Here is a 20345-nt window from a genome sequence, read left to right as displayed (position 1 = left end):
GAAAATATTCTGGTACCGATTGGGTGAATTTTGCATCTATCCTCTGCTGATAATACAAAGATACACTTGCAAATGAAGCATCTCACATGACGTCGGATAGCCGACTACTCTTAAAGCAAATACAAATGGTAAATTGAGTCCAAATATAAAGGAGATGTCATATTATAGTTTGAGTACTTATTTAGTATACCCATCCGAATTCCGGGCATAGCTTCGTTTCAATTCAACTATCGGGCTCGGTTAACAGCCGTGCTGGCCCATAATTTCCCGATTAAAATATATGCTTGTATATTTGTATACCCCTCGGCACCGAAGGGACGTTTATACCTGTAGTACACCAAAAAGAAGATAGACTATGTTTGATATGATGGGCATGATGGGCAAGATGAAAGAAGTCCAGGCCAAAATGAAAGAAGCGCAGGACAACCTGCAACATATTACCGTTACAGCCGAGTCGGGCGCGGGCCTTGTGAAGGCGACCGTGAATGGGCAGCGCAAACTCCTTAAAATAGAGATCGACGACTCCATTCTGAACACCAACGACCGCGACATGGTGAACGACCTCGTGGTAGCAGCCGTGAACAATGCCATGCTGACAGCGGGCGAGCGTGCGCAGGAAGAAATGAAGAAGAGCACAGAAGGCCTTTTACCTAACATCCCTGGTTTAGATTTAGGAAACTTTGGTCTCTAATCCCAGCCTCACGGCTATTGTTATACTTAACTGGAACGGGCTCCGCTATTTGCAGGAGTTCCTGCCATCGGTGGTGGAAAACAGTCCGGGCTGTGCAGTTATCGTGGCCGACAACAACTCGACCGATGGCTCCATTCCCTTTCTGAAAGCGCACTTCCCGGAGGTGCGTATCATCCAAAACGACGATAACTACGGTTTTTGCGCAGGGTATAACATTGCCCTGCGCCAGGTAGAGGCCAAGTACTATGTGCTGCTCAACTCGGATGTGCATGTGCCCCCGGGCTGGACTGAGCCGATCATCGGTTTAATGGAAGCTGACGAAAACATTGCCGTCTGCCAGCCTAAGATCGTTTCACAGCAGCACCCTGATTTCTTTGAGTACGCCGGTGCTGCCGGAGGTATGTTGGATGCCTTAGGATACCCTTTTTGTCGGGGACGACTTTTTGAGACTTTGGAAGAAGACAGAGGGCAGTACAACGATGTGCTAGAGGTATTTTGGGCAACGGGTGCCTGCATGTTCGTTCGGGCCAATGTCTATCATGGATTGGGCGGATTAGAGCCTGCCTTTTTTGCGCACATGGAGGAGATTGACTTCTGCTGGCGGGCCAAGAACGTGGGCTATAAGGTAATGTATAATGGGAACAGCCAGGTATACCATGTGGGAGGCGGCACGCTGCATAAGTCGAACCCACGCAAAACATACCTGAACTTTCGCAATGGCATGGCGCTATTGTACAAAAACCTGCCGGCAGGCGAGCTGTTTTCAACTGTTGTTATCCGCATTCTGCTGGACTGGGTAGCGGCCCTGCGCATGTTGCTGGCAGGACAAACTGCCGACGCGAAAGCAGTGCTTCAAGCGCATGCTGACTTGCTGCGCAAAAGTAAGTACTGGCGAAATCGCAGGAAGGAACAGCAGCTGAAAGGTACTTTTCCAGCGATGACGGGCATTTACAAAGGAAGTATTGTGTGGCAGTACTTTGTGCGCCAGCGACGCACAGTGCGGGATTTATAGATCCCAAACAGTGCTGCGTTCACGGCGCAGGTGCTTGCTGACGTTCATCCAGAAGGCCATAATGAAATAAAGGATAATCGGCGAGCCCAGTGTGAAAAACGAAATGTAGATAAAGGATAGGCGTATGCTGCTAGAGGCTATTCCAAGCTTCTCTCCCAACATGGCGCAGACACCAAAAGCCTGAGATTCGATAAAGTATTGTAGCCTTTTCACTTTCGTTTGATTTAATTTTAAAAGTAGGAAATTATTAGATTTCCATCAAAAATATTGACAAAAATCGTGGCATTGCATGGTATAAACGCATGCCCCCAGCTATATCTTACGTTGGTTACCCTAATCTGGTATGAAACACAACAAAAAAAACGCCGCTTTGTTCCTGCCACTCGCCGTGGTGATGTTCGCAACCAATACTGGTTGTACACTGCAGCGCATGGTAAAGCAGGCTGAAAAGCAGGAAATAGAAGTCACCCCTAATCCTCTTGCAGCCAACGGTGAAGAGGTAGTTTTTGAGATGAAGGCAACCCTGCCTGAGAAGATGCTCAAAAACAACCAGGACTACCGCTACAAGATCGATGTAGTATACGAAGCCGATGGCCAGCAGCGCGAACACCTGGGTGCATTCAACTTCGATATTGGCAATTATCTGTACGAGAACCGCCGCCCGACCATCACACAGGAATTTTCCTTCCCATACGCCCCGCACAAAAACAAAGGCCGCCTCCTGGTACAGGGCACTGCGATTGACAAGCGCAAGCGTGACCGCGTAGCCTATACCCCGGAAGAACAGGTGGCAACAGGACTGAACACCACCGCCCTGCTGATGGTGCGCAGCAATGACTATACCTACGTGCCTGACAATTATAAAACCATAGCCGAAGGTCCTGCGAGCATTCTGTTTTACTTTGACGATAATCAGTTTGCCACGAAGAACTACCTCGGTGAGAACCTGCCCGTGCTGGACCAGTACGCCATGGATACGGTAAAACAGCAAACCATTAAGATCAAAGGAAGCCAGGCGCCGAACGAAAACGGCACTGATCTGGCTCAGAAGCGAGCCAAAGCCCTGGCCGACTACTATCGCAGTAAGGTTAGTGCACTCGACTACTCAGGCAAAAAGGTAGAGATCAGTACAGAAACGGAACCAACCGATTGGAGTACACTGCTGGAACGTGTGAATAAGTCAGCACTCCCGAAAGCACAGAAGCAGGAAGTGGCCCGAATCTTTCAGGATGCAGGGTCCGATAAGCAGAAAGCGGATGCCCTGCAGCAGAGCGCTGCCTTTGATTATATCCGACGCTACGTTTACCCTACCATGCGCTTTGCACGTGTGGAGGTGGACTATAACCGCGCCCGCAAGTCAGACTACGAGCTATACCTGCTGGCCCGCCGCATTGCCGACGAATCTGCCAGCGCCGATGTGCTCACTGCCGAAGAGTTGCAGTATGCTGCTACTCTGACTCCCCTGCTGACTGAGCGTCGCAAGCTGTATGAAGCAGCCGTGAAAACCACAGACAAATGGCCCGCTTACTACAACCTAGGCGTGGTTTATACCGAGATGGCCCGCAAAGACTACCGAACCAAGGCCCGGGAAGCACTGCTCGACAAAGCGATTCACAATCTGAATTTTGCCGGTTTCCGCAACCCAACTGCTGACGTAAATTACGCCTTGGCCAGTGCTTATCATCTGCGTGGTGAGCGCGAGAAAGCGCTGCAGATCTACGACTACGCCATCCGGCTGGGTGGTGAGCAGGAACTTTTGCACCGTATCTTCACTGACAAGGCCGCACTGGAGATGGAGATGGGGCGCTACGACGAGGCTATCCGCAGCCTGACCTATTCTGGCGACGATTATCAGACCAACATGAACCTGGGGCTAAGTTATCTGCTGAAGGAAAACTACGACGGAGCCCGTGGCTATTACGAAAAGGCACTGGAACTGAAACCCGATGATGCGCTGGCACACTATTCCCTGGCTATTGTAGGTGCCCGCCAGCAGAACGAAGGAATGATGAACATTCACCTGCGACGGGCCATCCGACTGGACCGCAGCTACATGGAGCGTGCTTTTGATGACCCGGAGTTTGCCGCTTACCATGGCAAACAGACGTTTCGGGAAGCGATGATACGATAAGTTGTGCGCTATACATTGCAAATTGACAGACTTATCTTAATTTTACCCACAGAACCGAGATTATAACATTTATATGCGAAGTATACAGTTTAGAGAAGCCCTTCGTGAAGCCATGTCAGAAGAAATGCGCCGCGATGAGAGCGTATTCCTGATGGGTGAAGAAGTAGCCGAATACAATGGTGCTTACAAAGTGAGCCAGGGCATGCTGGACGAATTTGGTCCGGAGCGCATAATTGACACTCCTATTGCTGAGCTTGGCTTTGCCGGTATTGGTGTAGGTGCCTCAATGAATGGCTTGCGCCCGATCGTGGAATTCATGACCTTCAACTTCTCGTTGGTGGCTATTGACCAGGTGATCAACTCTGCCGCCAAAATGATGTCTATGTCAGGTGGTCAGTACTCTTGCCCGATGGTATTCCGCGGCCCGACTGGTAGCGCAGGTATGCTGTCTTCTCAGCACTCACAGAACTTCGAAAACTGGTATGCCAACACCCCTGGTCTGAAAGTAGTAGTTCCTTCAAACCCTTATGACGCTAAAGGTCTGCTGAAGTCTTCTATCCGCGACAATGACCCTGTGATTTTCATGGAGTCGGAGCAGATGTACGGCGACAAAGGCGAGGTGCCTGAAGAAGAATACCTGATTCCGATCGGTGTAGCTGACATCAAACGCGAAGGCTCTGACGTAACCATCGTTTCGTTTGGCAAAATGATGAAAGTTGTCTTGGCTGCTGCTGAAGAACTGGCAAAAGACGGTATCAACGCTGAAGTGATTGACCTGCGCACTGTACGTCCGATCGATTACAAAACACTGATCGAGTCTGTAAAGAAGACCAACCGCATGGTGGTAGTGGAAGAAGCATGGCCACTGGCCTCTATCTCTGCTGAGCTGGCTTACCACATTCAGAGCAACGCGTTCGATTACATGGATGCGCCAGTGAAGCGTGTAACCTGCCGCGACGTGCCACTTCCTTATGCTCCTACTCTGATCGAAGCTTCCCTTCCAAACGTGGAGCGTACGATTGAAGCAGTGAAGCAAGTAATGTATAAGAAAGCTTAACCCGCTTTTTCACATAAATTTAAAAACGCCCCCTGGCTTCTGAGTCAGGGGGCGTTTTTTCTTGATAGAAACTTTCTTGATAGGATTTGCTACTGCTAATGTGAAGTCACTGGTGAGGAAAATATACAAGGTCCTCCTAAAGTCTTTAATAATTAAATTGAAAGTAACTGCCTACATCGAATGAGCAGATCTTTCCTGTTTCTAATCCAGTATTCTTACAGCGATAGGATTTAGGTGTTCGCCTTCATTTTCGACCTGTACCTCTACTCTACTGCCTTCCTTCAGTTGGTCGAATGTAACTGTTTCACCGTTTCTGGTCAGCGTAGTCGTCTCTCTAAAATAAAGTTCGAGTGTTTGGTTATCGTCAGTTTCCACATAGATCTCAGTCCTTTCAGGTTCTACTTTTTTCACTCTGCCTTGATACGTGCCAGATGCTACGGAACTGGCTTCGCCATGCTGTGATTCCATTTCATTTGAGCCATCATGCTGTGACTCCATTGTAGCTGTGGTGCTATCTGTGGTATCGGTACCGCCATCCTGGCAACTGAATAGAAATAGGGAGAATAGCGCAAAGGCTGCGAATACTGATTTAAGGTTTTTCATAGTTTTGGTTTTTTAATTTTCTAATACTATATCTCTTGTTTCATTTACAACTGCCTGTTTTATACGCTTCAGCCAAAAATTGTTTGTTCAGAGCCAATTGAGATCCCTTTAGTTTAGCCCTGACTTCCGCTTTACCTCTACTTTGCCAGTGTCCTGATCTTCTTCTACCTCCTGCTTCTCTACCTTCACGGCTGTATCGGATGGTCTTATGCCCTGGTCATGCTCTTCGGAATATACCTGCGTAAATTCTGCTCCAAGCAGAAAGATAATCGAGGTATAGTATACCCAAACCAAAATAAGCACGAGCGAACCCGCTGCGCCGTAAGTGTCGGCCAGCGGATCGTGCTGAAAGTAAATGTTGAGGATGTATTTGCCAAGTGTGAATAAAATGGCCGTCACGATAGCACCAACCCACACATTGGGCCATCGAATTTTAGCATCAGGCAGCACTTTGAAGATGGCTGCAAAAATAACGGAGGCAATGGCAATAGAGACCAGTATGTTTCCAATAGTAACCAGGTATACCGCTATACCTGATAGTTCCTGACGCAGGTAATCATACACTAGTCCCAGCACCACATCAACGGAAAGCGAGACGAGCAGCAGAAACCCAAAACTGACTACCAGCGCCAGTGACAGGATACGGCCGAGTACCAGCTTCATAATGCCTTTATCTGGCTTTGCTTTCACCTTCCACATGGCATTGAGTGAGTCCTGCAGCGCCACAAAAACAGTAGTAGCGCTAAATGCCATCACCAGCACCCCCACGATTGTTCCAATCGCGCTCGACTCCGACTGGCTGGCATTTTCAATAATGCTCTGGATCTGGGATGCGCTGTTGCGTCCCACAATGCCGCCAACCTGATTTACGACTTCCCCCCGCACTGCATCCTGCCCAAAAGCAGCACCCGCAATGCGGATGGTGATAATGAGGACAGCTGGCAATGAGAAGATGGTATAAAAGCCGATAATGGCGGCGTAATCCAGCGGATTGTCGTCGAAGAATTTTTTAAAAGTCCGCTTGGTTAGCTCCCATGTTGTTTTAAGCTTCTTTTGCATACCTGCTTTCTGTGTCTCTTAAGTAATCCCATACGGCAAAGCCTATTACAGGATTTAAGAAAGCAGTGTCATGCTAGTCAGGCTGCAGTACCAATCGGGCCAGGTAGTTGCCGTATTCACCCTCGTAAAGCTGCTCAAAGGTATAGCCGTGCGCTGTGGCGTAATCTTCAAGTATCGCAGGATCTATGAACAGCCATTTAAACTCGCCTGTCTGGTGGGATTTGTAGCGCATGTTGTATAACACTTCGCCATAGTAGCCCGCATTCAGGTCAAGCAGCACCGACCCGTCTTCTTCTTCAAACATGTACAGGATATCAGACGACTCAAGCAGGAGCTGCCCACCGGGGATAAGCAGCGATTTAGCGTGTTCCAGGAACCGCTCCAATCCTTCCAGATCACCTGCTATACCTATGCCATTCATTAGCAGCAGCAGCGTATCATATCGTTCACCTTCCAGTTTGAAAATATCCTGCTGCACTACCTGCTGTACACCTTGCTCCCGCATCGCCTGCACCGCTCCAGCTGATAAATCGAGTGCTGTCACATTTACACCGCGTTCCTGCAGTGCTAAGCTGTGGCAACCAGCACCAGCGCCTACGTCAAGTACCCGCCCTTGGCACTGCTCCAACGCCAGCAACTCGAGTTCCGGCATCTCTTCGGTTGTCCGAAACAGGTAGGCTACCGCTATCTCATCATCCTCAGCCAAGTTACTCTCCACCACAATGGTTGCTTCCCGGCTTCCTGCCATATAGTCCTGAATAGCAGCGCCTACAGGGTCATTGGTAATCTTCATGGTATCTTGAATATTTTTACAAAGTAAATGATTATCAGCCTTTCTTTTACAAAAGTTGAACTTATCCAATTATATATTTTACTTCATATTAAATCACCGGCCTTATTATCAGACAATTAGAAGTAAAAATACAGCATTACCTGTTGCACTAATCAGAAATTTATGTAGCTTAGCAAGCAATAACCGACCTATACCTACGTATACCTATGAGCACAGCACTATTTAGCCACATTCAATTGATGAATCCATTGCTTGAAAGCCGTTATTTAAAACTGCAGGAGTCGCGTAACCGACTAATCGACGAGCTGGAAGGGCTGGACGAAGAACTTCTAAACCGACCTGCCGCCCCTGACAAATGGTCTATCAACCAGATTGTGGCCCACCTGATTCAGGTAGAGCAACTGACAAATAGCTACATACAGCGTAAAATTCAGGAAGAAGAACTGGAATCAGCCTCCCTGGCTCACAGCTTCCGATCCTTCCTGCTTCGTGTCGCACTTCATTCTGGTATGAAGTTCAAGGCGCCTGCTGTGGTATCAAAGGTGCCTGCTCAGTCGAATCTCAATTCGCTGCACATACAATGGGATGCAGCACGCTATCAACTTGAGGACACACTGACCGAGCTCCCTCATCACCTACTGGATAAGTGCGTGTTTCGGCATCCGTACGCAGGTATGCTCACGATCTCCCAGACCCTGGTATTTCTACAGGACCACTTTGATCATCATGCCCGTCAGATTACCAACCTGCGAAAGCAGTGGCTGCAGTAGCCGGATCTAAAAGTCGCCCAGCTCCATTTGTCTGATGACCAGGCCGTGCCCTCCGGCGCGCAGGCCTGTGATTTGCCCCTCTCCGTCGAGTTGCAACAGCACCTCAATCTGGCTTGGTGAGGGGTGACGCATGTGGTAGCCCTGGTGTATGACAAAGCTGGCTTTCTCGTACTGCAGGTGATCGTGCAGGTAACAGGCAAGTGGGCCTGCCGCCATACCGGTGGCTGACTCTTCAGGTATACCGTAGCTTGGGGCAAACATACGGGCGCTTGCATCGGCCTGTGCCGTCTCGGTAGTAAACGCATAAAAACCAACCAAACCCGCTTTGTCTGAAATCGCGCGCACCAGATCCTGATCAGGTTGCAGGTGATGCAGGGTGCTCTCGTCAGGTACAGGCACTAGCAGGAAAGGAACACCTGTGCTGGCGATAATCGGAACTGATGGATATACAAATCCTTCGGGCAGTCCAAGCGCTGTGGTAATCAGGTGCGTGTTGAGATCTGCTGCTTCGAGACTCGTATACTGTGGCGGGAGCTGTGCCTGGTATACCTTCCCTTCATCAAAACTGATTTGTCGAGGACCCTCAATCGACTCTTTTACAGCGCTGCCGTTTAACAGCAGACCTTTCTTCCATAACAGGCTAAAGGCGGCTACAGTCGCATGGCCGCAATGCGGGATTTGTTTCAGGGGTGTATAAAACTCCACTTTCACATCCCCAATTTCAGAAGCAGACACAAAAGCTGTCTCAGAAAGACCAAGCATAGCCGCTATCTTCTGGCGCCTCTCACGCGGAAGCCTATCCGCAAAAAGGACGACGCCGGCAGTGTTGCCACCATTGGGATGCTCAGTAAACGCCTTGACTAGGTATAGCTCAGGCAGTAAGGTTTCAAAATTGGCCATAGGGTGTGTGCTAATTAGTGGGTGTTAGTTGTTGGCTGTTTCACTCTCTTTAAGTGTGGCAAACTCCATTTGGAGAGCCTTAATACGTACTTCTGTCTCGTCTAATAATTCATCAAATGCTTCTTTGCGCTGATTCAACTCCTCCAGCACTGCCGCTGCCATTTCCCAGTCCTGCTGCTCCCAGGTCTTGTGCCTGGCGCGCACATTGCTCATAAAATTTTTATAGGCCAGCTCTACATTTTCAGCACTCAGGGAGGTGCCATTGGCATACTGCCCTAACAGGTCACGCTCCCACTTACTAAGCCGTGCCTGGTTGCTGGCCATGTTGTCCCGCTCTTTCTCACGGGTTTTAAAGTCTTCTTTGATTTGCTGATAGTCGGCCCGCAGCTTCTCAGAAAACTGTTCCTGCTTGCGATCGAGCTCCTGGGTTCTGCGTCTAAAGTCTTCTTTTGTTCGCTTCCAATCCTCCTCTGTTCGCTCTTCTAGCTTGTTGGTCTGTGAATTAACCCATGAACGGAACTCATTCACATCCCCTTCTATCTCCTGTTCGCGTGTAGCCGTACAGGCACTCATCAGCATTACAACAAAAAGTGCAATAACACCCCAATTGAGACGCTGCGATCTACTTCCAAAAATCCGTACAATGGGCTTATAAGGTTTTGTCACCATAAATCTCTTATTCATTTACAATCAGGCAATTCTAATCAATATTGAAACAGCAAAAAAATATACTTACGTATTTAAGCTGTTTTAAACCAATACTACATATGGTTCGTATTAAGTTTTGAAAGGTTATTAAAATACAATTAATAAATCATATACTTACATAAGTAAATACTATACCTCTCAAAATACCGCCAGTTTGTGTTCAGGCAAACGGCTCTAGCTAGAATAGCTTGCACTACGAGTATGCGTTAAAAGGCACAAGTGTAGTGTAAGCTATTGCTTTGTATATATACTTATCTAATAGAAATTTGGATAAGCATCTAACTAACTATTCCGGTCTTTTCCCGCTTTAATCGACAGTGTTCATCTCAGGTATATCCCTAACCGGATACTACCGGGATTACGTATGCTGCAAAGTGAAGCAAATTATATGACAAACGAACAGAAAAACTACATGCGGGAAGCGATCAGGCTTTCTGTTGAAAAAATGGAGGCCGGGTTTGGTGGCCCTTTCGGAGCAGTTGTCGTGCGCGATGGCGAGATCATTGCCCGTGGGTATAACAACGTGCTGGCCACTAATGACCCTACTGCCCATGCCGAAGTCGACGCCATTCGTAAAGCCTGCCAGGCTCTCGGCACATTTCAGCTAACAGACTGCGAATTATACACTAGCTGTGAGCCTTGCCCTATGTGCCTCGGTGCCATCTACTGGGCCCGCCCACGCAAGGTATACTATGGTAACTCGAAGTCCGATGCGGCAGCTGTTGGCTTTGACGATCAGTTTATCTACAACGAGATAGAGAAGGACGCACCAGACCGCTTTATACCTATGGAGCAGATGCTACAGGAAGAAGCGCAGGAGGCTTTCAAACGCTGGGCAAAAAAAGAAAACAAGCAGGTATACTGAAATAATCCATCAGGTATAGAACCTCAAAATAAAAAGGGCTGAGCCGTTGAAAGCTCAGCCCTTTTGCTGTTATCTCCAGAATTGCTTATTTACGACCACCCATCATTTTGGCAAGGTTGGCCATACCGCCTTTGGTACCTGCCATCTTGTTCATGGAGCGCATCATTTTGCGCATGTCGTTGAACTGCTTCATCAGGTTGTTCACCTGTGTAATATCCGTACCGGAACCCTTCGCGATACGGGCACGACGGCTGCCGCTGATCATGTCCGGATTCTCACGCTCCTGTGGTGTCATCGACTTGATGATCGCTTCGATCGGCTTGAAAGCACCTTCATCGATCTCTACATCCTTCAGCGCTTTGCCAACACCAGGGATCATGCCTACCAAGTCCTTGATATCACCCATCTTCTTGATTTGCTCTAGCTGCGTCAGGAAGTCATCAAAGTTAAACTGGTTCTTGCGGATCTTCTTGTTAATACGCTTGGCCTCATCCTCGTCAAAAGCCTGCTGGGCACGCTCTACAAGGGAGATCACGTCACCCATGCCGAGGATACGCTGGGCCATACGATCCGGGTAGAACAGATCAAGCGCCTCCATTTTCTCACCTGTTGAGATGAACTTGATCGGCTTCTCTACTACCGCACGAATCGAAAGGGCCGCACCACCGCGTGAGTCACCGTCAAGCTTCGTCAATACCACGCCATCGAAGTCGATGCGGTCGTTGAATGTCTTGGCTGTGTTCACTGCATCCTGGCCCGTCATGGAGTCCACTACGAACAGGGTTTCGGTTGGCTTAACGGCTGCCTTGATTTCGGCTATTTCTTTCATCATCGCCTCATCCACGGCTAAACGACCGGCGGTATCGATGATGACTACTTTCTTGTTTGTCTTTTTGGCATGCGCAACCGCGTTGAGGGCGATCTGAACCGGATTTTTGTTTTCCAGTTCGGTATAGGCCTCTACACCCACCTGCTCAGCCAGCACCTGCAGCTGGTTGATCGCAGCCGGACGGTACACGTCGCAGGCGGCCACCAGCACACCACGCCCCTGTTTCTTGAGGTAGTTAGCCAGCTTGCCTGTAAAGGTTGTTTTACCAGAACCCTGCAGACCAGCGATCAGAATGATGGCCGGCTCGCCTTTCAGGTTGATATCCTGCTTTTGGCCGCCCATCAGTTCGGTCAGCTCCTCGTACACGATCTTCACCATCAACTGGCCCGGTGATACGGAGATCAATACATCGCGGCCCATGGCCTCGTCTTTGATCTTGTCGGTTACTGTTTTAGCTACTTTATAGTTCACGTCAGCATCCACCAAGGCACGGCGTACCTCTTTGATGGTGGCCGCTACGTTGATCTCGGTGATGCTTCCCTGGCCTTTGAGGGTTTTAAAGGCGCGGTCTAGTTTGTTACTTAAATTATCAAACATCTCTCTAATTCTGGATTTACCTACAAAACTAAGGAATATCAGGAATAGTTGCTATAATAATGATGAATACCAAATGAAACATTAGGTAAAGGCAGCGAGTAGTCTGTGAAAGCTCAGGCTACTGGGTGCGCTATACCTTCACGTAAGTTTGCATAGATTGGCAAGCTGGTGATTTAATTGTGAATTCGTGTATTCATCATAATTCTTTCCTAAGTACGTATTCATTATCTTTGGGAAAGAAGTTATTTTACAGATTGCTTTGGAAAAAACAGACCTAATCAATTTACTATATATCTCCTATTACTGGCCTCCTTCAGGTGGGCCAGGCGTGCAGCGTGGGCTGAAATTTTGCAAGCACCTGCCACATTCAGGTGTGTGGCCAAGCGTACTGACGGTAGATGAACGACAAGCCTCTTATCCGGTGCTCGACCATACATTTGCAAGGGAAGTACCTGAAGGTATAGCTGTATACCGTACTGCCACGTCCGAGCCATTTGAGTATTACAAAAAGCTTTCTGGCAAGAAAGAAATACCTTACAGTGGCTTTGCCAATGAAGAAGCCAAAACCGGCTTGATGGACAAGGTATTCAAATTTTTGCGCGGCAACCTGTTTATACCTGATGCCCGGGTAGGCTGGAACAAACACGCACTCAAAAAGGCGGACGAGTTACTGCAGGCAGGTAAGTTTCAGGCTATCCTGACGACCAGCCCACCGCACTCCACCCAGTTGATCGGCTTGAAACTGAAAGAAAAGTATGGCTTGCCCTGGATCGCGGACCTTCGCGACCCCTGGACGAACATTCATTACTACGACCAGCTTTACCATACCCCGATTGCCAAGCGCATTGACAAGAAGTATGAGTTGCAGGTGCTGGAGCAGGCCGATGCTGTGATTGTGACGAGCGAAGACACAAAACGACTCTTCCTCAACAAACCGGCCAAGATCAATCCGGATAAGATCCATGTGATCCCGAACGGCTACGATGAGGATGACTTCATTTACCCTTCTACCCCACCGCAGGACGAGTTTCTGATCACCTATACCGGTACGATCACAGAGAACTACAACATTGATGTGTTCTTAAAGGTGGTAGCTCAACTGAGGTCTGTAAACACTGACATCAGGTATAGATTGCGCTTTGTAGGTAAGGTATCGGAGGGTGTGAAGCAGCGCATCAGCAAAGCGGGACTGGAAGGTATAGCGGAATTTGTGCCGCATGTGCCGCACAACGAAGCCATTAAGTACCTGATGGAAAGTACGATGTTGCTCATGGCCATCGCCGATGTTCCGGCCGTGTACTCTAATGTGCCGGGTAAGCTGTTTGAGTACCTGGCCTCGAACAAACCGATATTTTGCCTGGGCCCTGTACACTCCGACACGGACCGTATCATTGACGAATGCGGTGCCGGTCGCCTGTTTCACTACACAGCTTATGACCTTATGCTCGATCATATGATGCTGACAAGCAAAGCCTGGACCATCAACCCAAACCTCGACCTGCCCTACATCAACCATTCTCAGTTTTCGAGAAGAGCGCTGACGGAGAAGCTGGCCAAGGTGGTAAAACGGTTGGTGGTTAAGGCAAATGCTTAATCAATATCGCTCATGAATTTCAGGGTATATAACTCCTATTTCTCTGCTTTTAACTCAGAGAGCTGGTTGATCAATTGCAAGGTATAATTGAGGACGCTATCTTCTCCTTTCAGGAAATCTTCTGCTGTAGCCTCAACCAAATAATCAGGTGGTATTGAGTTCCCCTCCATTGGAAAGCCGCCGGAGGAAACCCTAGGTTTTCGGGTAGGTATGCGGAAGGCCATTCCCTGGCTGGTGACAAAGTTTGTGGCCCCATTGCCGGTATCGCCATGGGTTGGTGTTCCGATAAGCGTTGCTTCTCCCCCTTCCCTCAGGTCAATGGCAAAGCTCTCAGCGGAAGAGAAGGTATAGCCGCCTGTCAGCACAAACAGCTTTCCCTTGTAGCTGTCTTTTACCGGGCTGATCGGATTGGTTGACACACTGGCGATATGTTTCTTCTTGACCAGATAGGCCGCCATCTTTTCACCCAAAGCTGAATTTCCGCCGCCGTTATACCTGAGGTCAATGATCAGATATGGCTTATCTTTCAGGCTGAGGTAATGCTGCAGAAACTGCTCAGTTACATTGCCTTTCATTCCGTTGATTGCAATATACCCAACCCGGTCTGTCAGGCTCTTTCCTGCTGCCAAGGTATAGCCTGGCACAGGTATATAAGTGCTTCTATCAAAATGCACGGAGACCTCCTTTAAGCCATCTGCCGTTTGGATCAAATAGTGGCGGGTGTTTTTGAAATAACTCCTAAAGAGGTTGTTATCGACTGCAAAAGCCTTTCTGCCCTGTGCTGTTGAAGCAGATACATAAGTTTTCTCCCGTTCCAGCCATTCAATTACCGGCATACCATCAATTTCGATGATCTCATCTCGTTCTTTTATACCTGCTTTTATGAAAAGCTTTTCACGGACGCTCGTGAAGAATAGTCGGTTTTCAATGAGAGCCGCATCGCAGTTAACAAAGTCTCGCCTGAAATACACGCTCGAATGTCCGTTCTGTAATTCACTGAAATACTGGAGTATTAATTTGCCATATGTAGCGTTATCCTCGGCTTTTGAAATTAACGCCGAGTACTTTGCAAACAGTGAATCCTTGTGAATTCCCTTGCTTGTCAAGTAATGGTGCTTACTCTCAACAACAGTATGAATCTCCTTAAAATTAGCAAGGTACTCGGCCGGATTGTGCGCCAGATCAGTGATGTAAATATTCTGAAAATTTGGGGCTGAGGTGGTACAGCCAGAGAAGAGGCACAGGATGATGAAAATAGAAAGGTAAAGTTGTTTCATGAGCAATCGGTCTTCTATGGTGCGATAAAGATGTGGTTAAGTCTGGTTTCTTCTTTGCTGCAACCATACCCACTTTTCTTTTATGATTCGATTTTAATGAGAGGGATCAAAACAGAAATTAACTTGCTACACACTTCTTAATTCACAGTGTGCATCCAGATTTGCAGATAAAAGTTTGGCTGTCTTTACTGCTCGTTCTTTATCCGAAAACGAGAATGAGAATATAGGTTTGGGGCTCTCTGAATACAGAAATACCCTGTAATCAGTCACAGTTCCTGACCATGTGGGGCTGATACCATTAGGCGTATTTGAAGCTTTATGATTGGAGGAAACAACAGCTATTCTCTCAATATTGGGCAAAGCCTCCCATTCTCCGAATCGATAACCTAAAACTGAGAAGTACTCCTTCACCCTTTTTTTGTTGAAATCTATCACTGTACCGCTATAGGATGACACTATCAAGGCTCCAAGTACTATAGCAGCAAGTCCAACATAAAAAGCCCTTTCTAAGGAACTACCGCTATTAAAAATAGCAGGACTAATTATTGAAAATATACCTGCAGCTATAAACAAGAGTCCTAACAAATGCGGGCCTGAGAAAAGACTTCTTCTTTTGAAGTTATAGTATTTCATAGAGTGGACCCTTAGGACGCTTTTCGATAGCACAATATTTTGTCGCAAGTCAAGCAGAACACTTCTTCATTTTTGTGATCAGACTTAACGGTTCTCGTATAAGCTACTTGCGAGACTTTAGCCGAAGCATGAAGTATATATTTTGTTAGGCTGTTGTATTGATATCAAAGTTTGCCCACACAATTTCACGGTCAACCATTGTAAACCGCAGAAATTGGTCATATATAGATTCAACATTAAAATTAGGCTCTAACACTAACCTCCAAGTTTTGTTATCGCTTTGTATTTCTACTCCTGTTAAGAAGTACGTTTTCTTTATTTCATTCAATGGTTTCTCCCATTTTGTATCTTTATACTTGAGGCAAGCTAATTGATACAACTTCTCCATAATCACGCGCAAGCTGTTCGATAAGAATTATTTTATCAGAGATGTCTTGTTGGTTATCGTCAACCAATATGCCTAGTTCGACTTTATTTTCTGGTGAAATATTGTCAACATTTCCGAACCATTCTTTGTCCTTGCGACGGTAACTAAGGTTTCCAAATGGTTCTATATTCATATTAAATTTATTTAGTATGGAGCTTAGTATGGAGCCTAACGGCTTTGTGCAGCCGAAGCCCGAAGCATAGCGAGGGTTAAGGCTGAACTGGGTTGGGCAGAGTTATTTTATCTTCTCGAAATCACCAATTCTTTTGTAATCTTCAGCTGATATTTCTTCCCAATTATTGTTTCTTAGAAGCACGATAGAAGAGACTACTAATTGCCCATCAGTCTTTCTTAGTTTCCAAACCGAAGAAGGCTCAAATTCTTTATAGTTGTCTACTTCAAATTGTGCTTCAACAATTGCAATGTTAATTGTATCCCCTGAAATAGAGTAGTTCGCATCGAAGTGCCAGTCCATTTCACAGTCATAAAACACCACTTCTCTATTGCTTAAGAAGTGAAGCGAATCGCTGCAACTTCCGATAGGGCTTGTTATCGTATTCACCCATCTTGTATCAACAATTTCTGACTTTCCATTCGTGACGGGTCCAGCGAGCCCAATATTACCATTTGCCTTTTCTTCTTGCTGGGCTTCTGGTTCAACACACGAAGCAAGTGAAGCGAAAGAGATACTTAAAAGGAAAATCAACTTTTTCTTCATGATTACAATTTTGCCCAACTACCAGCTAGCAGGAGTTCCTACTCCCACTATCTGCCCTATGTAAGAATTTGGTTTATACCTGAATTACTACACCAAACTTTAATTTAACTAAATATTCTCAATTCCCTATACCTCCTAACCAATCCTCTACTTCCCGAATAGATACGGTGTAGTTTTCCAGTCTATCTCCCGTAGATCCGACTACAGCATTATATCTAAAACCAAGGGCTTTGCAGAGCAGGAAGTAGTGGGTTTTGATCAAATTGGCCGGATGAAACTCCAGCACTTGACAATGCTCCGAGAAAAGCAGATTAGTCAGGCCAGCGCCATGTGGTGCCACTACCACTTCCGCTTCATAGAATAACTGCACTTGCTGCTGGTAGCTTAGCTCCTCTGCTCGAACCACTTCAAAGCCGTACCTCTCAAGAAGTGGCAAAAGCTCCTGCTCGTTCAGTACACGACGGGTTTTGGCTTTGTCGCGACTAATATAAATGCGTCTTTTGCGGTTGCCTTGCTGCACGCCGTATCCCTGCCATACCTTGTGTCGCAGCCAGTCAGCCACCTCCCGAGGCAGATAGCCACTTTGCGCGTTAGCCACAAAAGAAGGAAGCATGAACTCCTTTACCTGCCATTTTTCGTGTTTGCCGATGTATACCACTTCTGCCTGAGGGTAGTCCTTCAGCATAAAAGCAAGTGTTTCGAGTTGGTAAGGTGCCATGTCGCTGCGCATGATCACTTTTATGGGCTCCTTTGTATGTTCGAGCACAAGGTATAACCGTGGCAGACAGTCAAAAAACCAGTGGTAGTTATTCTGGTCAGACCAAGGCAGGTGCAGCACAGAGGTATAGCGACCTTTCTTTTTCTTCGGCAACAGCAGCGACACTTCCTTAAAAGCATCTGATTTGGCCAACCGACTCACCTCCCCCACCGATTCCACTACTACTTTCCCATCCAGCACCACGGCACCGGAGTTGCCCAGCACCTCTACATCCGGTAGCCGGATCAGGTACTGCTCTTTCTGCCGGTAGCCTAAGCTATAATCAATAGCATAGTTAAAGCTGCGGGCAGAATCTTCCAGAAACCCGGTCTCCACTTCATTAAAGGGTAGCACGTAGCTAGGCGATAGCACCTTCTTACTGGGGTGGTGCAGCACCGAGGTATAGCGGGAGTAGTAACCTAAGGCATGGAGCACGCCGAAAAAAGCCTTTTTTAACATGGAGAAGTTTTGGATTTTGAATTAAATAAGCGAAGTATCCGCACCCGGTAGTCTATAATCTGCTTCCCTCAATTCATGCAAATTAAGAACTTCATTCCAATATTAGCCAGCAACAATTTAACCATCCAACAATTTATCAATTAAGATTGAGCAATTAAATATTTAACTTGCAGCTTGGCGTGGGTTACTGATGCTGCGCCTTAGTATTAAGCAAAAAATTAGCATGGCATTAGACCTAAATAATAAAGCTATACTCGTAACGGGCGGTACGGGCTCGTTTGGAAAGAAATTCGTGGAGATGGTGTACGCCCGTTTTCCGGACGTAAAACGTGTAGTGATCTACTCCCGTGACGAGCTCAAGCAATTCGAAATGTCGCAGGTGTTCCCGCACAGCAAGTATAATTCTGTTCGTTACTTCATAGGCGATGTACGTGATGGTGACCGCTTCAAGCGTGCCTGTGAGGGCATCGACATTATTGTGCACGCCGCTGCCATGAAACAGGTGCCAGCCGCTGAGTACAATCCGATGGAATGCATCAAAACGAATGTACTTGGTGCTGAGAACATCATCAACGCAGCCCTCGACACAGGCGTGAAGCATGTGGTGGCACTTTCTACCGATAAAGCCGCTGCTCCGATCAACCTGTATGGTGCTACCAAACTTTGCTCTGACAAGCTGTTTGTGGCTGCCAACAACATGAAAGGCAAGCGTGACATCAAGTTCTCAGTCGTGCGTTACGGCAACGTGATCGGCTCCCGAGGTTCTGTGGTGCCTTTCTTTTTGAAGAAGCGCGAAGAAGGTGTCCTGCCAATCACACATCCGGAGATGACCCGTTTCAACATTTCGTTGGAAGAAGGTGTTGAGTTGGTATTCCATGCGCTGGAGCACCATTGGGGCGGAGAGATCTTTGTTCCAAAGATTCCTTCTTATGTAATTACGGATCTGGCTGAAGCCATTGGACCGAACTGCAAGCAGGAAGTGGTAGGTATACGGCCAGGCGAAAAACTACACGAAGAGATGATCACCGAAACCGACTCGCTCAGTACTGTGGAGTTGGACAAGTACTACGTTATCGTTCCTTCTACCCCGCTGTGGACAGTGGAGGATTTCATCAAGGCCCATAATGGCAAGATGGTAGAGTTAGGCTTCAAGTATAATTCCGGCACCAACAGTGACTGGCTCAGCGTAGAGCAACTCCGCGACCAGATCCGCCAGCACGTGGATCCGAATTTTAGTGTGTGATTAAGTGAATTTCCTCCACAGCTATGCAAAATGAAAAGCAAATGCGCCCTATACCTTACGGACGCCAGCACATCACTGAGGCCGACATACGGGCAGTGGTGGAGACACTGCAGTCGGATTACCTGACGCAGGGACCGAAAGTAGCGGAGTTTGAGCAGGCATTTGCAAAATACGTGGGTGCCAAGTATGCTGTGGCGGTGAGCAACGGCACGGCGGCTCTGCACCTTTGCGCTATGGCGCTGGGTGTGAACGAACAGTCTCGGGTGATCACTACCCCAATTACCTTTGTGGCCTCGGCCAATTGCGTGCGCTACTGCGGCGGCACCGTCGAGTTCTGCGACATCGATCCAGCCACGGCCCTGATTGACATCGCGCAGGTGCGTCAGATGCTGGAGAGCAAACCGAAGGGCTATTATAGCGGCATTATTCCGGTGGATTTTGCAGGCAACCCCGTGAACCTGGAGCAGCTCCGTAAACTGGCTGACGAACACGGGCTTTGGATCATCGAGGACGCAGCCCATTCGCCCGGCGGCTTCTATATAGACAGTAAAGGCGAGAAGCAATTCTGCGGCAACGGGCGCTTTGCCGAGTTGGCCATCTTCTCCTTCCACCCCGTCAAGCACATCGCCACGAGCGAGGGCGGCATGGTGACCACCAACGACGAGGAGCTTTACAAGAAACTATTGCTTTACCGCACTCATGGCATCACCCGCGATCCGGGGCTTTTAGAGGAAAACCACGGCGGCTGGTACATGGAGATGCAGGACTTGGGCTATAACTACCGCATTCCCGATATGCTCTGCGCCCTGGGCATCACGCAGCTGAGCCGCGCCGACGAGGGAATGGTCCGCAGAAGACAGATCGCCAGGGTTTACGACGAGGCATTCGCCGGAGCAGCAGGAATAGAAGTACTAGGCACCAATCCGGCTGCCCTGACCGAGACGGGTGAGACAGGTCACGCCTACCACCTTTACGTGATCCAGGTGGCTGACCGCAAGGGGCTGTATGACTTCCTGCGGGAGCACCAGATCTTTGCGCAGGTGCACTACATACCGGCCCATACCATGCCCTACTACCGCAGTCTGGGTTACAAAAAAGGCGACTTCCCGATGGCCGAGCGTTACTACGAGGCTTGCCTGAGTCTGCCCATGTACCCGACCCTGACGGAGGAGGAGCAGCAATACGTGATTGAGAAGGTAAAGGAGTTTTGCAAGGCTTGATT

General features: G+C 47.9%; 21 protein-coding genes. 9 read left to right on the top strand and 12 right to left on the bottom strand.

Annotated elements, in window-relative coordinates; genetic code table 11:
• The first annotated feature begins 355 nt into the window (after positions 1 to 355).
• Positions 356 to 691 carry a YbaB/EbfC family nucleoid-associated protein gene (locus AC5FX6_RS01420; RefSeq protein ID WP_116544553.1) on the top strand — a complete coding sequence of 112 codons (336 nt, stop codon included), beginning with the start codon at positions 356 to 358 and terminating at the stop codon, positions 689 to 691.
• Positions 681 to 1703, top strand: a complete 1023-nt coding sequence (locus tag AC5FX6_RS01415) for a glycosyltransferase family 2 protein (protein ID WP_493595240.1) — start codon at positions 681 to 683, stop codon at positions 1701 to 1703. Before AC5FX6_RS01420 ends, AC5FX6_RS01415 begins: the two co-directional genes overlap by 11 nt.
• Here the strand turns inward: AC5FX6_RS01415 and AC5FX6_RS01410 are convergent.
• Positions 1698 to 1916 (bottom strand): PspC domain-containing protein, encoded by a 219-nt coding sequence (locus AC5FX6_RS01410; RefSeq protein WP_007654962.1) that lies wholly within the window; start codon positions 1914 to 1916, stop codon positions 1698 to 1700. The genes AC5FX6_RS01415 and AC5FX6_RS01410 overlap by 6 nt on opposite strands.
• Before the next feature lie 130 nt (positions 1917 to 2046).
• Here AC5FX6_RS01410 and AC5FX6_RS01405 point away from each other — a divergent pair, with 130 nt between their 5' ends.
• Together AC5FX6_RS01405 and AC5FX6_RS01400 are read left to right on the top strand one after the other, a co-directional pair.
• On the top strand, positions 2047 to 3834 hold the full coding sequence (locus AC5FX6_RS01405; protein WP_493595239.1) for a tetratricopeptide repeat protein: 1788 nt from the start codon (positions 2047 to 2049) through the stop codon (positions 3832 to 3834).
• 73 nt (positions 3835 to 3907) lie between these two features.
• The gene (locus tag AC5FX6_RS01400; protein WP_493595238.1) at positions 3908 to 4891 is read left to right on the top strand and encodes a pyruvate dehydrogenase complex E1 component subunit beta; all 984 of its coding nucleotides are present in this window, start codon (positions 3908 to 3910) and stop codon (positions 4889 to 4891) included.
• Positions 4892 to 5092: 201 nt separating this feature from the next.
• On the opposite strand, the gene AC5FX6_RS01395 is transcribed toward AC5FX6_RS01400, so the two are convergent.
• The 3 genes from AC5FX6_RS01395 to AC5FX6_RS01385 form a co-directional block, all read right to left on the bottom strand.
• A complete protein-coding gene (locus AC5FX6_RS01395) occupies positions 5093 to 5494 on the bottom strand; it encodes a hypothetical protein (RefSeq protein WP_493595237.1) in 402 nt (133 codons plus the stop codon).
• A gap of 108 nt (positions 5495 to 5602) precedes the next feature.
• Positions 5603 to 6553, bottom strand: coding sequence for a YihY/virulence factor BrkB family protein (locus AC5FX6_RS01390; protein ID WP_493595236.1), 951 nt, complete (start codon positions 6551 to 6553; stop codon positions 5603 to 5605).
• Positions 6554 to 6626: 73 nt separating this feature from the next.
• Positions 6627 to 7346: a class I SAM-dependent methyltransferase gene (locus AC5FX6_RS01385; protein WP_493595235.1), complete on the bottom strand. Its 720-nt coding sequence runs from the start codon at positions 7344 to 7346 to the stop codon at positions 6627 to 6629.
• Between the two features lie 206 nt (positions 7347 to 7552).
• On the opposite strand from AC5FX6_RS01385, the gene AC5FX6_RS01380 reads away from it, so the two are divergent.
• The gene (locus AC5FX6_RS01380) at positions 7553 to 8116 is read left to right on the top strand and encodes a DinB family protein (RefSeq protein WP_493595234.1); all 564 of its coding nucleotides are present in this window, start codon (positions 7553 to 7555) and stop codon (positions 8114 to 8116) included.
• A gap of 6 nt (positions 8117 to 8122) precedes the next feature.
• Here the strand turns inward: AC5FX6_RS01380 and AC5FX6_RS01375 are convergent, their stop codons facing one another.
• Positions 8123 to 9016: a PhzF family phenazine biosynthesis protein gene (locus AC5FX6_RS01375; protein ID WP_493595233.1), complete on the bottom strand. Its 894-nt coding sequence runs from the start codon at positions 9014 to 9016 to the stop codon at positions 8123 to 8125.
• Between the two features lie 24 nt (positions 9017 to 9040).
• Positions 9041 to 9700 carry a hypothetical protein gene (locus tag AC5FX6_RS01370; RefSeq protein WP_493595232.1) on the bottom strand — a complete coding sequence of 220 codons (660 nt, stop codon included), beginning with the start codon at positions 9698 to 9700 and terminating at the stop codon, positions 9041 to 9043.
• 412 nt (positions 9701 to 10112) lie between these two features.
• Between AC5FX6_RS01370 and AC5FX6_RS01365 the strand changes: the two genes are divergently transcribed.
• Positions 10113 to 10589: a nucleoside deaminase gene (locus tag AC5FX6_RS01365; RefSeq protein WP_493595231.1), complete on the top strand. Its 477-nt coding sequence runs from the start codon at positions 10113 to 10115 to the stop codon at positions 10587 to 10589.
• A gap of 85 nt (positions 10590 to 10674) precedes the next feature.
• Here the strand turns inward: AC5FX6_RS01365 and ffh are convergent, their stop codons facing one another.
• Complete coding sequence (ffh, locus tag AC5FX6_RS01360; RefSeq protein ID WP_493595230.1) at positions 10675 to 12015, bottom strand: signal recognition particle protein; 1341 nt, start codon at positions 12013 to 12015, stop codon at positions 10675 to 10677.
• 259 nt (positions 12016 to 12274) lie between these two features.
• Here ffh and AC5FX6_RS01355 point away from each other — a divergent pair, with 259 nt between their 5' ends.
• Positions 12275 to 13609 (top strand): glycosyltransferase family 4 protein, encoded by a 1335-nt coding sequence (locus tag AC5FX6_RS01355; protein WP_493595229.1) that lies wholly within the window; start codon positions 12275 to 12277, stop codon positions 13607 to 13609.
• Positions 13610 to 13644: 35 nt separating this feature from the next.
• Here the strand turns inward: AC5FX6_RS01355 and AC5FX6_RS01350 are convergent, their stop codons facing one another.
• The 5 genes from AC5FX6_RS01350 to AC5FX6_RS01330 form a co-directional block, all read right to left on the bottom strand.
• Positions 13645 to 14886, bottom strand: coding sequence for a S41 family peptidase (locus tag AC5FX6_RS01350; protein WP_493595228.1), 1242 nt, complete (start codon positions 14884 to 14886; stop codon positions 13645 to 13647).
• A gap of 126 nt (positions 14887 to 15012) precedes the next feature.
• Positions 15013 to 15519 carry a hypothetical protein gene (locus AC5FX6_RS01345; protein ID WP_493595227.1) on the bottom strand — a complete coding sequence of 169 codons (507 nt, stop codon included), beginning with the start codon at positions 15517 to 15519 and terminating at the stop codon, positions 15013 to 15015.
• 350 nt (positions 15520 to 15869) lie between these two features.
• A complete protein-coding gene (locus AC5FX6_RS01340) occupies positions 15870 to 16079 on the bottom strand; it encodes a hypothetical protein (protein WP_493595226.1) in 210 nt (69 codons plus the stop codon).
• A 102-nt stretch (positions 16080 to 16181) separates the two neighbouring features.
• Positions 16182 to 16664 (bottom strand): hypothetical protein, encoded by a 483-nt coding sequence (locus AC5FX6_RS01335; RefSeq protein WP_493595225.1) that lies wholly within the window; start codon positions 16662 to 16664, stop codon positions 16182 to 16184.
• 118 nt (positions 16665 to 16782) lie between these two features.
• Positions 16783 to 17880: a glycosyltransferase family 61 protein gene (locus tag AC5FX6_RS01330; RefSeq protein WP_493595224.1), complete on the bottom strand. Its 1098-nt coding sequence runs from the start codon at positions 17878 to 17880 to the stop codon at positions 16783 to 16785.
• 223 nt (positions 17881 to 18103) lie between these two features.
• Here AC5FX6_RS01330 and pseB point away from each other — a divergent pair, with 223 nt between their 5' ends.
• Together pseB and pseC are read left to right on the top strand one after the other, a co-directional pair.
• Complete coding sequence (gene pseB, locus AC5FX6_RS01325) at positions 18104 to 19123, top strand: UDP-N-acetylglucosamine 4,6-dehydratase (inverting) (protein WP_493595223.1); 1020 nt, start codon at positions 18104 to 18106, stop codon at positions 19121 to 19123.
• A 23-nt stretch (positions 19124 to 19146) separates the two neighbouring features.
• On the top strand, positions 19147 to 20343 hold the full coding sequence (gene pseC / locus AC5FX6_RS01320) for a UDP-4-amino-4,6-dideoxy-N-acetyl-beta-L-altrosamine transaminase (protein ID WP_493595222.1): 1197 nt from the start codon (positions 19147 to 19149) through the stop codon (positions 20341 to 20343).
• The last annotated feature ends 2 nt before the right edge of the window (positions 20344 to 20345 follow it).

Source organism: Pontibacter sp. LHS2 (genome assembly GCF_058932845.1).
This window is presented reverse-complemented; position numbering and strand designations above follow the sequence as displayed.